Source organism: Streptomyces sp. NPDC026092, assembly GCF_040638605.1.
Classification (GTDB): domain Bacteria; phylum Actinomycetota; class Actinomycetes; order Streptomycetales; family Streptomycetaceae; genus Streptomyces.
Genome location: NZ_JBEZYN010000002.1, coordinates 374,917 through 387,783, shown reverse-complemented (window position 1 = coordinate 387,783; position 12,867 = coordinate 374,917). Strand labels below are relative to the sequence as shown.

Sequence of the window (12,867 nt, the reverse complement as noted above, 5' to 3'; positions counted from 1 at the left end):
AGACCGGTGAGGTGTTAGGGGGAATCCTAGGGGCCGAAGCGGCGTGTCATCGAGCGGATGCCCGTTTGATCTGGAGAATGTCCAGCCTTTTGAGTGGCTAGCCGTCGGAGGACTTGCCACTCGAACGTGTAGCCCCCGCCGGAACACCCGCCTTCTCACCGTTTGCCCCGGCGGACTTGCCCCCCGCAGTCGGCGCCTCGAAAGACTCCAACGCTTCGAGGACGTCCTGGACACGGGAGATCTCGGCATTGATGTCCTCGCGACGGCGCACCAGTACATCGAGATCGCGCTTGCCCTCGGAGATCATCGTCTCGGCCTCGTGCTCGGCCTCCGACTTCACCTTCTCCGCCTCCGCGACCAGCGAGGCCTTCTTCTGCTCGGCCTCCTTCAGGAGCGCCTCGGCCTTCTTCACCGCGGCGATCCTGACCTTGCTCGCCTCCGAACTCGCGTCGGAGACCAGCTCCTTGGCCTTCGCCGCGGCCTCGGCCCGCTGCTCCTCGGCGGCCTTCACCAGCTTGTCGACCCGCTCGCCGGCCGTCTTCATCTGCTCGGCCGTCTCGCGCCGCGCCCGCTCGTGCAGCTCCTCGATCTCGCCCTCGATCCGGGCCCGCAGCTCCTCCGCCCGCTCCCTTATGGCCGTCGCGTCGCTGCGCGCGCCCACCAGGAGCTCGTCCGCGTCCGTACGGGCCTTCTCCACCAGGGAGTTGCCCTCGACCGTCGCCTCGGCCACGATCCGGTCGGCCTCCTGACGGGCCGCGCCGACCATCGTGTCGGCCTGCGCCTCGGCCTCGGTGGTGGCGCGCAGCGCCTCCTCCTGGGCCTTCGCCATCAGCTGGTCGGCCTGCTCGGCCGCGTCCGAGCGGCGCTTGGCACCGGCCTCGCGCGCCTCGTCGAGCGTACGGTCGGCCTCCTCGCGGGCCTCGGAGCGCATCTGCTCCGCCGCCGCCTCGGCGTCCGCCCTGACCCGCTCGGCCTCCACCCGGATCCGCTCGGCGGCCTGCTGGGCCTGGCCCACGTTCTCCGCGCCCTCGGCGCGCAGCCGCTCCGCCTCCTCGCCGGCCTCGCCGGTGATCCGCTCGGCCTCGCTTCTGGCCTCCGTGATGAGCGAGTCCGCCTGCTCGGCGGCGTCCGCGCGCCGCTTGTCGGCGGCCTTGCGCGCCTCGTCGAGGACCTGCTCGCCGTCGGCGCGCGCGGCGGCCCGCAGGGCCTCCGCCTCGGCCTCGCCCGCCTCCTTGACCTGCACGGCCTCGGCGCGCAGCCGCTGTGCGTCCTGCTCGGTCGACTCCAGGAGCGCCACCGCCTCCGCGGTGATCGCGTCGGCCTGCTCGGCGGCGTCCGAACGCCGCCTGTCCGCGGCCTTGCGCGCCTCGTCGAGGACCTGCTCGCCGTCGGCGAGCGCGGCGACCCGCAGCGCCTGGGCGTGCGCCTCGCCGTCCGTCTTCAACTGCTCGGCCTCGGCGCGCAGCGCCTCCGCCTCGATCGTGAGCCGCTCGGCCTCGCCCGAGGCCTCCGTGATGAGGGTGTCCGCCTGCTCGGCGGCGTCCGCGCGGCGCTTGTCGGCCGACTTGCGGGCCTCGTCCAGGATCTGCTCGCCCTCGGTGCGGGCGAGCGTGACGAGCTCCTCCGCCTCGGCGGTGAGCCGCTCGGACTCGGCGGCCGCCTCGGAACGGATCCGGTTGGCGTCCTCGCGGGCGTCGGCACGGGTGCGGGACGCGTCCTGCTCGGCCGAACCGAGCGCGTCCGACGCCTCCGTCCGTACCCGCTGGGCGTACTCGGCGGTGTCCGCGCGCAGCTTCTCCGACTCGGCGAGCGCGTCCGCGACCGTCCGCTCGGCCAGCGACTTCGCGGCCTCGGTCTCCTCCTGGGCGCGCGCCCGGACCCGGTTGGCGTCCTCGGTCGCCCGCTCCCGCTCCTCGTACGCGTCGGCGCGGACCCGGTCCGCCTCCTCCTGCGCCTCGGTACGGGTACGGTCCGCCGCGTGCTCGGCGGCGCTGCGCAGTCCGGCGATCTCCTCCTCGGCCTGCTCGTGCAGGCCGGCGACGGCGTCACGCACCTCCTTGGCGGTCTGCTCGGCGGCGGAGACCATCTCCGTGGCCCGCCGGTCCGCCTCCTCGACCAGGCGCTGCGCCTCGGTCTGCGCCTCCTCCACCCGCCTGCGGGCGGAGGCCAGAAGCTCCTCGGACTGTTCGCGGGCGTGCTCGCGCTCGCGGTCGGCCTCGGAACGGGCCGACTCCAGCGTCTCCTCGGCCTCCCGGCGCCGCCGGTTGGCCTCCTCCTGCGCGGCGGCCAGCGCCTCGGCGGCCTCGGCGGCGACCCGCTCGGCGGCGGCCGCGGCCTCGGCGCGGACCCGGTCGGCGGTCTCCTGGGCCTCCGACTTCAGCCGCTCGGCCTCCGTCGACGCCTCCGTCCGCAGCCGTACGGCAGCGGTCTCGGCCTCGGCGCGCGAGGTCGACGCGTCCTGCGCCGCCTCCGTGCGCAGCCGCTCGGCCTCCTGCTCGGCCTGCGCCTGGAGCGTACGGATCCGCTCGGCGGCCTCGGTGCGCAGCCGCTCGGTCTCCTCGGCCGCCTCGCGGCGCAGCCGCTCGCTCTCGGCGCGGGCGTCGGTCAGCGCCTGCTCGGCGCTCTCCACCCGGGTCTCGGCCTCGGTGTGCAGCCGGGTGAGCTCCTCGGCGGCCTCCTCGCGGCGGGCGACGGCGGCCCGCTCGGCCTCCTCGCGGAGCTCGGCGGCGGCCCGCTCGGCCGCCTCCTTGACGCCCTCGGCCTGCTCCTCGGCCTCCGCCCGCATCCGCTCCGCCTCGGCGCGCGTGCGCTCGAGGGTCTCCTCGGCCTGCGTACGCAGCGTCTGCGCGCGCTCCATGGCCTCGGCGCGGACCCGCTCGCCCTCGGCGCCCGCGCTCGCGCGCAACTCCTCGGCGTCCGTACGGGCCTTGGTCAGCAGCTCCTCGGCGGCGCCGGCCGACTCCTCGATCTGGCCGACGGCCTCGCGGCGGGCCTCGCCGCGGATCCTCTCGCCCTCGGCGATCGCCTCGGCCCGCAGCCCCTCGGCCTCGCCGCGCAGCCGGCGCGCCTCCTCCTGGAGCTCGACGGTCTTGGCGCGGTACTCCTTGGTGTCGTCCTTGGCGGACCCGAGCAGCTCGTCGGCCTGCTCCTCGGCCTGCGTCCGGGTCCGGTCGGCCTCGGTCTCGGCCTCGCGGCGGATCCGCTCAGCCTCTTCGGAGGCCTTGCGGGTGGTCTCCTGGGCGTCCTCGGACGCCTTGGTCAGGACCTCCTCGGCGGTCCGCGCGGCCTTGGCGAGCGCGGCGGCGGAGTCCTCGGCCGCGACCGTACGGGCCTTGTCGGAGGCCTCCGAGAGCAGCTTCTCCGCCTCGGCGGTGGCCTCGCGGAGCTTCTCCTCGGCCGCCCCCTTGAGGGTCTCGGCCTCCTTGGTCGCCTCGGAGACGAGCCGGGCGATCTCGGCCTTCGCCGTACGCGTGCGCTGCTCGTTGACGGACTCCGCGGACGACAGCTGCTTGGCCGCCGCCTCCTTGGCCTCGGTGAGCGCCTTCTCGGCCTCGGCGCGGGCCTCGCGGAGCCGGTCCTCGGCCTCGTGCATCCGCTGCTCGGCGGCGCGGGACAGCTCGGTGGCCTGCTGACGGGCCTGCTCGGTCTCGGCCGAGGTGGAGGAGCGCAGCTGCTCGGCGTGGCTGGTGGCCTCGTGGGCCTGCGTGGACGCGGCGTTGAGGAGCCGCTCGGCGTCCTTGCGGGCGCGCAGCAGAATCGCTTCGGCCTCGGCACGGGCCGCCTCGGCCTCGGTGCCCACCCGGTGGCGGGTCTCCTCGGCGAGCCGGGTGGCCTCGGCGCGGGCGCCGGCGAGCGCCTGCTCGGCCTCGGCGCGGGACTCCTCCATGAGGCGGCGGGCCTGCGACTCCGTACGGGCGCGCAGCTGTTCGGCCCAGGCGACGTTCTCGTTGACGTGCGCCTCGACGGTCTGGCGGCGCTCGGCGAGCTCCTGGTCGAGGCGCTGCCGGCGCTGGACGGCCTCGGCGTGCAGCTCGGCCTGGAGCCGGGCCTGGTGCTCGGCGTGCTCCTGCAGGATGCGCTGGGTCTGGGCGCGGGCGTCGCGCAGCTCGCGCTCGGCGTCCTGGCGCAGCTGCTCGGCCTGGATCTGCGCGTTGCGCAGCATCTGTTCGGCCTGGTAGCCGATGTCCGCGCTGTCGTACGCGGGCCGGGACGCGATGGTGCGGCGCGCCTCGTGGAGCTTGGCGCGCAACACCTCGACCTGGTAACCGAGGTCCTCGGCGTGCTGGACGGCCTTCTCCCGCTCGGTCTTCAGCCGGTCCATCTCGGCTTCGAACCGCGAGAGATGGTCGTCTTCAGCTCGGTGGCTCTCCTGGCGTTCGTAGCCCCGCACTGCGCGGTCCCATCCTTCCCCGAGCTCTCAACGCGTTCGAGCAGGGGAGACCCCAACCCTGGTCGCACACTCCAACGAGCACCGTTCCCCGGAGAACGGGCCCCCGGGAATCGTGGCAGATCGGATACCCCGACTTCGACGCCGCATGGCATGCGGCCCCGACCGGCCCCGGCCCGGAGTCGCCCACTCTACCGGCCCAGGAATCCGGAGGTCAGTGCTCGGCCGAGGAGGGGTCGGCGGACGTGACCAGTTCGGTCAGTACGCCGTGGCAGTCCTTGGGGTGGAGGAAGGTGATGCGGGAGCCCATGGAGCCGATCCTGGGCTGGTCGTAGAGGACCCGGACGCCCTTGGAGCGGATGTCCTCGGCGTCCCCGTCGACATCGGCGGTGCCGAAGGCGATGTGGTGCACGCCCTCGCCGTTCTTGGCCAGCCATTTGCCCACCGCGGAGTCCTCCCGGGTGGGCTCCAGGAGCTGGAGGTACGAGGCGCCGCCGTCGGAGGTGTCGTTGATCTTGAGCATGGCCTCGCGGACGCCCTGCTCCTCGTTGACCTCGGAGTGGAACACCTCGAAACCGTAGGTCGCACGGTAGAACTCGACGGTCTTGTCGAGGTCGAAGCAGGCGATCCCGATGTGGTCGATTCGCGTCAGCATTCCTCCAGTGCAGCGCCACGGAGGTGGTTACGCAACGTGCGCGCCGTCACACCGACTGGCCGGTGACCGTGCGCGTGACGGCTCAGTACATTGAAGGTAAACCCTCGTTCACTCCTCATCCCAAGGGGCCGTGCCTCATGTCTGGAACGACCGGTACCACCTCAGTGATCGTCGCGGGCGCCCGCACGCCCATGGGCCGACTGCTCGGCTCCCTCTCCTCCTTCTCCGGCGCCGATCTGGGCGGCTTCGCCATCAAGGCCGCGCTCGACCGGGCCGGCATCGGCGGCGACCAGGTGCAGTACGTGATCATGGGGCAGGTGCTCCAGGCGGGCGCCGGCCAGATCCCCGCGCGCCAGGCCGCCGTCAAGGCCGGCATCCCCATGAACGTCCCGGCGCTGACCATCAACAAGGTCTGCCTGTCCGGCCTGGACGCCATCGCGCTCGCCGACCAGCTGATCCGCGCGGGCGAGTTCGACATCGTCGTCGCCGGCGGCCAGGAGTCGATGACCAACGCCCCGCACGTCCTCCCGAAGTCCCGCGAGGGCTACAAGTACGGTGCGATCGAGATGCTCGACGCGATGGCGTACGACGGGCTGACCGACCCCTTCGAGAAGATCGCCATGGGCGAGTCGACCGAGAAGCACAACACCCGCCTGGGGCTCCAGCGCACCGAGCAGGACGAGATCGGCGCGCTGTCGCACCAGCGCGCCGCCGCCGCGCAGAAGAACGGCATCTTCGAGGCCGAGATCACCCCGGTCGAGATCCCGCAGCGCAAGGGCGACCCGGTCGTCTTCTCGAAGGACGAGGGCATCCGCCCCGAGACGACGGTCGAGTCGCTCGGCAAGCTGCGTCCGGCCTTCGCCAAGGACGGCACGATCACCGCCGGCACCGCCTCGCAGATCTCGGACGGCGCCGCCGCCGTCGTCGTGATGAGCAAGGCGAAGGCCGAGGAGCTGGGCCTGGAGTGGATCGCCGAGATCGGCGCCCACGGCAACGTGGCGGGCCCGGACAACTCCCTCCAGTCGCAGCCGTCCAACGCGATTCTGCACGCCCTGAAGAAGGCGGGCCTGGGCGTCGAGGACCTCGACCTGATCGAGATCAACGAGGCCTTCGCGGCGGTCGCCGTGCAGTCAATGAAGGACCTCGGCGTGACCCCGGAAAAGGTGAACGTCAACGGCGGCGCGATCGCGCTCGGCCACCCCATCGGCATGTCCGGCGCCCGTGTGGTGCTGCACCTGGCCCTGGAGCTGAAGCGGCGCGGCGGCGGTACCGGCGTGGCGGCGCTGTGCGGCGGCGGTGGTCAGGGCGACGCTCTGATCATCAGCGTCCCGGGCAAGTAGTTCCCGTCGAGCAAGGAGTTACGGCACATGGTGGACGTCCCCGAACTGGTCGCCCAGGCACGGGAGGGCCGGCCGCGCGCGGTGGCCCGGCTGATCTCGCTCGTGGAGGGGGCGTCCCCGCAGCTGCGCGAGGTGATGGCGGCGCTCGCTCCGCTGACCGGCGGCGCGTACGTGGTGGGCCTGACGGGTTCGCCCGGCGTGGGCAAGTCCACCTCGACGTCGGCGCTGGTCGCGGCGTACCGGCGGGCGGGGAAGCGGGTCGGCGTGCTGGCGGTCGACCCCTCGTCCCCCTTCAGTGGGGGAGCGCTGCTCGGTGACCGGGTCCGGATGTCGGAGCACGCCTCGGACCCGGGCGTCTACATCCGCTCGATGGCGACCCGCGGGCACCTGGGCGGGCTCGCCTGGTCGGCGCCGCAGGCGATCCGCGTCCTGGACGCGGCGGGCTGCGAGGTGATCCTCGTGGAGACCGTCGGTGTCGGTCAGTCGGAGGTGGAGATCGCCTCCCAGGCCGACACGTCGGTGGTGCTGCTCGCGCCGGGCATGGGCGACGGGATCCAGGCCGCGAAGGCGGGCATCCTGGAGATCGGCGACGTGTACGTGGTGAACAAGGCGGACCGGGACGGCGCGGACGCGACGGCCCGCGAGCTGAACCACATGCTGGGCCTGGGCGAGGCGCGCGGTCCGGGCGACTGGCGGCCGCCGATCGTCAAGACGGTCGCGGCGCGCGGCGAGGGCATCGACGAGGTCGTCGAGGCGCTGGAGAAGCACCGCGCGTGGATGGAGGAGCACGGCGTCCTCGCGGAGCGCCGCCGGGCGCGCTCGGCGCGCGAGGTCGAGACGATCGCGGTCACGGCCCTGCGCGAACGCATCGGCGACCTCCACGGCGACCGCCGCCTGGACGCGCTGGCGGAACGCATCGTGGCGGGGGAACTGGACCCGTACGCGGCGGCGGACCAGCTGGTGGCCGACCTCACCGGCAATTGAGGCAGAGCAGGAACGAGGGGCCCCGGTGCGCAGCGCACACCGGGGCCCCTCGCTGCTGGGCCTTCAGGGTCCTACGGCTTGCCGCGGCGGCCTCGGAGCTGATCCGCCACCGGCTTCAGGGACTCGTGGAGGTCGCCGAGGGCGTCCGGGGTGAGCTGGTCGATGAAGTGCTTGCGCACGGACTCCACGTGGTGGGGCGCCACCTTGCGCATGGTCTCCATGCCCTCGTCGGTCAGGACCGCGTAGAGCCCGCGCCGGTCGGACTCGCAGTTGACGCGGCGCACGAGCCCCGCGTTCTCCATGCGGGTGATCTGGTGCGAGAGCCGGCTCTTGGACTGCAGCGTCGCCGTGGCGAGGTCGCTCATGCGCAGCCGCCGTTCCGCCGACTCCGAGAGGTTCACCAGGATCTCGTAGTCGTTCATGGTCAGGCCGAAGGGCTGGAGGTCCTTCTCCAACTGGTACGTCAGCATCCGGAAGACGTCCAGGTACGTGCGCCACGCGCACTGTTCGGCATCGGTGAGCCAGGGGGTGGCCGTCTCGGTCTCCATGTATGGATTCTACCTAAGAAGTTGAATTCTGGACGAAGTCGGTGAGCGTACGGAGTGTGACACCAGGCACCCGGGCCCGACGAACTGGGTGCAGATGTTCGAGGGCGTCACACTCCGCAGACTACCGGCTACAGCCCGAAGCGCCGCTGGAGGTCCCCGAGCTGTCCGGGAAGGCGCGGTGCCTGCCCCTGCGCGCCGTGGCCGGAACCGTGCGCCCCGGGGACACCGGGCTGCCCGCCGACCTCACCGATCGCCCGGTCGGCCATCAGCAGCTCGGTCGACTGGAGCAGTACCGTACCCGCTCCGACGAACTCGAACTGATGCTCCTCGCCCGAGGTGCCACCGATCCCCGTAAGCGCCCGGACGCCGCCCATCACGCCCGTCATGTAGCCGTGGTCGTAGTGGTGGCACGGGGACGGGCAGTCCGCCCAGCCGACCAGCGCCTGCGGGTCCACCCGCATCGGCGGCTCCATGAAGACCACCGGGCCGTTCGACGCCGCCACGAACTTGCCCGTGCCGATCAGCGTCACGAACCCCGGCACGATCGACTGCTTCAGCGCCAGCGTCGGCTGGTACGCCAGCAGATTGCCCGAGCGGATCGTCAGATTGCCCTCGTCCAGGTCGAACGAGTTCACGTCGAAGGCCCGGTCGGCGAGCAGCATCTTGCCGCTGCCCTCCGCCACCACCCAGTCGCTCGCGTGCAGCGGCGAGTGGAAGGACGTACGGACCAGCCGGTCCAGGCGCCCGTGGCCGATGCCGTTGAAGTCGATCCGCCCGTAGTAGGCGATCATCTTGCCCTTCTGCAGAAACCACTGGGAGCCCTTGAGCTCCACGCAGAAGGTGTACGGATTGACGTTGTCGTCGGACGGGAGCGAGTGCGGGTCGAGCACGACGGGACCGGTCACAGCTTCTCCTCCGAGGCCTGCACGTACACCACGCCACTGCCGCTCAGCTCCAGCTGGAACGCCTCGCCCGAGCCGCGCCCGACCATGTCGCGCCAGCCGAGCGCGGTCGAGAGCTTGTTCCGTACGTCGCCGTGGTGCGCGACGTACGCCTGCGGGTCCACATGGACCGCGCGCCCCGGCGTGATCGGCAGCTCGATCACGCCGCCGTGCGCCATCACGGCGACCGCGCCGTGGCCCTTGAGCGTGGTGGTGAAAAGCCCCTGGCCGGTCACCTGGCCGCGCACCATGCCCATGACGCCGCCCTGGGACCCCATGAACATCGTGCCCTGCTGCAGCGTGCCGTCGAAGGCGAGGAGCCGGTCGGCCTCGACGTACAGGGTGTCGCCGGTCAGCTGGATCACCTGGATGTGGTGGCCGCCGTGCCCGAACATCACCGTGCCGTTGCCCTCGACGGTCATCAGCGGCGTCGCCTCGCCGGCCACCCGGCGGCCGAGCATCGACATCACGCCGCCCTGGCCGCCGGCGATGTTCGGCGTGAAAGTGACGTCGCCGCGGTAGGCCAGCATCGCGCCGCGTTGGCTGAACATGCGCTGCCCGGGGATCACCTGGGCCTCGACCATCTTGGAATTGATCTCGCGGAACGGCATCAGACGTCACCTCCGATCGTGTTCCGCTCGCTCGGCTGGACGTAGACGAGCCCGTCGCCCTCGAAGCGGATCTGGAACGCCTCGCCGCCGCCCTCGCCGAGGAGCGTGCGGAACGTCACACCGGACTGGAAGCTCTGCTGGAGGTTGCCCTGGTGGGCGACGTACGCGCCGGGGTCGACGGAGAGCGGGTACTGCGGGGTCACGCGCAGCACCACCGCCGGGCCGTCGGACATGATCGCCGCCTGGCCCGTGCCCTCGACCGTGGTCGTGAAGAGGCCGTTGCCGGTCGCGCCGCCGCGCATGCCGGTGAAGCTCGTACCGGTGCGCAGCCCCGCGTCGGTGCAGAGCAGGTTGCTCGCCTCGACGTAGAGCTTGTCGCCGTGCAGGGAGACGAGGTTGATCTCGGAGGCGCGGTCGGCGAACCAGCAGGTCCCCTGGCCCTTCACCTCCATCACCTCCATCTGTTCGCCGGTCAGCCTGCGGGTGACCATGCCGCGCAGGCCCTCACCGCCGCCGGACATCTTCTTGAAGGCCATCTGGCCGTCGTAGGCGACCATGGAGCCGTTTTTCGCCTTGACGGCGTCGCCGGTCATGGAGACGGCGAGCACTTTGCTGCCTTGGAGTCGGAACGTAGCCACGGAGGGAGATTACGGGCCCCCCGGATAAAGAGTCAGCAAAGTCGGCGTGCACAATGGACCCGCCCACCCTTGTGCATCCGTTCACAAGATCGCGCGTTCACAAGATCGAACGAAGGTGACCCCCTCCCGTGGACATCAAGACCGCCTCCTCCCTCCACCGCCTCCGACTCGTCTCCGCTCCGGAGGCCGTCTCCTTCCTGCTGCTGCTGGTGTGCTCGGTGCTCAAGCGCACCACGGAGTTCAACGCCGTGCCGGTGATGGGCGCGATCCACGGCATCCTCTTCATCCTGTACGTGCTGTTCTGGCTGGACGCCTGGAACCGCACCAAGTGGCAGTTCAAGACCGCCGCCCTCTACTTCGTGCTCTCCGTCCTGCCCCTCGGCGGCTTCTTCGCCGAGCGCAAGCTCAAGCGTGAGGCCGCGGACGCCGTCATCGCCTCCCGCGCCCGCCGCGAGGGCACGGTGGAAGCCGCGTGATCGTCGCGTTCTCCGTCACCCCGCTCGGTGTCGGCGAGGAGGTCGGCGAGTACGTGGCCGACGCCGTCCGGGTCGTACGGGAGTCGGGGCTGCCGAACCGTACCGACGCGATGTTCACCTCGATCGAGGGCGAGTGGGACGAGGTCATGGACGTCGTCAAGCGCGCCGTCGCCGCCGTCGAGGCGCGCGCTCCCCGGGTGTCGCTGGTTCTGAAGGCCGACATTCGGCCCGGCGTGACGGACGGCATGACCAGCAAAGTCGCCACCGTCGAACGTCACTTGAACGGCTGAGCGGCCGCTGGCCGGCCCTACCGCGTAGCCGAGCCCCCGACCCCTCTGGGCCGGGGGCTCACCCGTACGCGCGGCGAGAACAACTCGCTCGGACTACTCCAGTCGACACGCCGATGCTTCTCCCTTTTTGTGGGGGTATCGACCTGTCCGACGACAGCTGGAGGCACCGTGCGGCCGACAGGCTACGACTACGACACCTACAGCCGACTCGCCGGTCCGCTCACGGAACCGGGCACGGCGGCCTACACGGTGCGGTACCGGAGTCTGCTCTCGAAGGAGCCGCACCGCATACGCGCCGTCCTCCTCATGGGCCTCGCGCCGGTCCTCTCCGCGCTGCTGCTCGTCTACCTCGTCTGGCCCAGCCACTGGACCGTCCGGGAGGGCGGCGACCGATGGCTCGTCAGGTTCGACGCCGTGATGCTCGTGTCGATCGGGCTCATCTGCTTCTTCATGCTGGTGAACGTCGCCTCGATCGCGCACGCCACGATGGTCGCGCGCGACCCCATACCCGTGTACCCGGAGAAGGGCACCCGGGTCGCCTTCCTCACCACGTACGTCCCCGGCAAGGAACCGCTCGTCATGGTCCGCCGCACCCTCGAAGGGGCCGTACGCCTCCGGCACGAGGGGACGCTCGACGTCTGGCTCCTGGACGAGGGCGACGACGCCCGCGCCAAGGCGCTCTGCGCCGAACTGGGCGTCAAGCACTTCACCCGGGCCGGGATACCCGAGTGGAACCGCAGGAAGGGCGTCCACAAGGCCCGCACCAAGCACGGCAACTACAACGCCTGGCTCGCGATGCACGGGGACGCGTACGACTTCTTCGCCTCCGTCGACACCGACCACGTCCCGCTCCCCAACTTCCTGGAGCGGATGCTCGGCTTCTTCCGCGACCCGGACATCGCCTTCGTCGTCGGACCGCAGGTCTACGGCAACTACACCTCGCCCGTCACCAAGGCCGCCGAGTCCCAGCAGTTCCTCTTCCACGCGCTGATCCAGCGGGCCGGCAACCGCTACCGCGCGCCCATGTTCGTCGGCACCAACAACGTCGTACGGATCTCCGCCGTCAAGCAGGTCGGCGGCCTCTACGACTCCGTCACCGAGGACATGGCCACCGGCTTCGAGCTGCACCGCAGGAAGAACCCGGGCACCGGCCACTTCTGGCGCTCCGTCTACACCCCCGACGTGCTCGCCGTAGGCGAGGGCCCCGCCTCCTGGACCGACTTCTTCACCCAGCAGCTGCGCTGGTCCCGTGGCACGTACGAGACGCTGATCAAGCAGTACTGGAAGACCCCCTTCCGGGTCCCGCCGGGCCGCTTCCTCAACTACACGCTCATGCTCGTCTACTACCCGATGACGGCGATCAACTGGTTCCTCGGCATCCTCAGCTGCGCCCTCTTCCTCTGGCTGGGCGCGTCCGGGACCCAGGTCTCCACCTCGGTCTGGCTGATGATCTGGAGCGACGCGGTCGCCCTGCAGATCGGCCTCTACCTCTGGAACCGGCGCCACAACGTCTCGCCGCACGAGCCCGAGGGCTCCGGCGGCCTCGCCGGCATGGCGATGTCCGCGCTCTCCGCGCCGATCTACCTCAAGTCCCTCGGCTCGGCGGTGCTGCGCACCCGGGGCCGCTTCGTCGTCACCCCCAAGGGCGGCGAGGCCAGCCCCGACCGGATCCTGACCTTCCGGGTCCACCTGTACTGGGCGGCGGTCCTGATCGCCTCGCTGCTCGCCTCCGTCCACTTCGGGCACACCCACGCGGCCATGCGCACCTGGGCCGTGCTCGCCCTGATCATCTCCCTCGCCCCGGTGGCCGTCTGGACCTGGACCGTCCTGCGCGACCGGCGCAGCCGGCGGGTCCGGGACCGCGCCCGTGCCCGCACCCGCGCCCGCCGTCTCGCCCCCGCGCACGAGGCCGTCGAGGTCCGGGCCGCCGCCACCGCGCACCCGCACCCGCCCACGGCCACCGCGCCCGCGCCCACCACGACCGGAGGGAACTGAGC

At 71.6% G+C, this 12,867-nt stretch carries 11 protein-coding genes; 5 read left to right on the top strand and 6 right to left on the bottom strand.

Features of this window, described 5'->3' with window-relative positions; genetic code table 11:
* Positions 1-97: 97 nt before the first annotated feature.
* On the bottom strand, positions 98-4,390 hold the full coding sequence (scy, locus tag AB0F56_RS04355; protein ID WP_362003764.1) for a polarized growth protein Scy: 4,293 nt from the start codon (positions 4,388-4,390) through the stop codon (positions 98-100).
* A 211-nt stretch (positions 4,391-4,601) separates the two neighbouring features.
* Positions 4,602-5,042, bottom strand: coding sequence for a methylmalonyl-CoA epimerase (gene mce, locus AB0F56_RS04350; RefSeq protein ID WP_362003762.1), 441 nt, complete (start codon positions 5,040-5,042; stop codon positions 4,602-4,604).
* A 137-nt stretch (positions 5,043-5,179) separates the two neighbouring features.
* On the opposite strand from mce, the gene AB0F56_RS04345 reads away from it, so the two are divergent.
* Together AB0F56_RS04345 and meaB are read left to right on the top strand one after the other, a co-directional pair.
* Positions 5,180-6,382 carry an acetyl-CoA C-acetyltransferase gene (locus AB0F56_RS04345; protein WP_362003761.1) on the top strand — a complete coding sequence of 401 codons (1,203 nt, stop codon included), beginning with the start codon at positions 5,180-5,182 and terminating at the stop codon, positions 6,380-6,382.
* Between the two features lie 27 nt (positions 6,383-6,409).
* Complete coding sequence (gene meaB, locus AB0F56_RS04340; protein ID WP_362003760.1) at positions 6,410-7,366, top strand: methylmalonyl Co-A mutase-associated GTPase MeaB; 957 nt, start codon at positions 6,410-6,412, stop codon at positions 7,364-7,366.
* Between the two features lie 71 nt (positions 7,367-7,437).
* Here meaB and AB0F56_RS04335 read toward each other — a convergent pair whose 3' ends face one another.
* From AB0F56_RS04335 to AB0F56_RS04320, 4 genes are all read right to left on the bottom strand, one after another.
* Positions 7,438-7,914 carry a MarR family transcriptional regulator gene (locus AB0F56_RS04335; protein WP_362003758.1) on the bottom strand — a complete coding sequence of 159 codons (477 nt, stop codon included), beginning with the start codon at positions 7,912-7,914 and terminating at the stop codon, positions 7,438-7,440.
* 128 nt (positions 7,915-8,042) lie between these two features.
* Positions 8,043-8,819 (bottom strand): AIM24 family protein, encoded by a 777-nt coding sequence (locus AB0F56_RS04330; protein ID WP_362003756.1) that lies wholly within the window; start codon positions 8,817-8,819, stop codon positions 8,043-8,045.
* Positions 8,816-9,466: an AIM24 family protein gene (locus tag AB0F56_RS04325; RefSeq protein ID WP_362003754.1), complete on the bottom strand. Its 651-nt coding sequence runs from the start codon at positions 9,464-9,466 to the stop codon at positions 8,816-8,818. Before AB0F56_RS04325 ends, AB0F56_RS04330 begins: the two co-directional genes overlap by 4 nt.
* Complete coding sequence (locus AB0F56_RS04320; RefSeq protein WP_362003753.1) at positions 9,466-10,104, bottom strand: AIM24 family protein; 639 nt, start codon at positions 10,102-10,104, stop codon at positions 9,466-9,468. Before AB0F56_RS04320 ends, AB0F56_RS04325 begins: the two co-directional genes overlap by 1 nt.
* A gap of 128 nt (positions 10,105-10,232) precedes the next feature.
* Here AB0F56_RS04320 and AB0F56_RS04315 point away from each other — a divergent pair, with 128 nt between their 5' ends.
* The 3 genes from AB0F56_RS04315 (at position 10,233) to AB0F56_RS04305 (ending at position 12,865) form a co-directional block, all read left to right on the top strand.
* Positions 10,233-10,580, top strand: coding sequence for a DUF3817 domain-containing protein (locus AB0F56_RS04315; RefSeq protein WP_362003751.1), 348 nt, complete (start codon positions 10,233-10,235; stop codon positions 10,578-10,580).
* Positions 10,577-10,870 carry an MTH1187 family thiamine-binding protein gene (locus AB0F56_RS04310; RefSeq protein WP_362003749.1) on the top strand — a complete coding sequence of 98 codons (294 nt, stop codon included), beginning with the start codon at positions 10,577-10,579 and terminating at the stop codon, positions 10,868-10,870. Before AB0F56_RS04315 ends, AB0F56_RS04310 begins: the two co-directional genes overlap by 4 nt.
* A 168-nt stretch (positions 10,871-11,038) precedes the next feature.
* Positions 11,039-12,865: a cellulose synthase catalytic subunit gene (locus AB0F56_RS04305; protein WP_362003748.1), complete on the top strand. Its 1,827-nt coding sequence runs from the start codon at positions 11,039-11,041 to the stop codon at positions 12,863-12,865.
* The last annotated feature ends 2 nt before the right edge of the window (positions 12,866-12,867 follow it).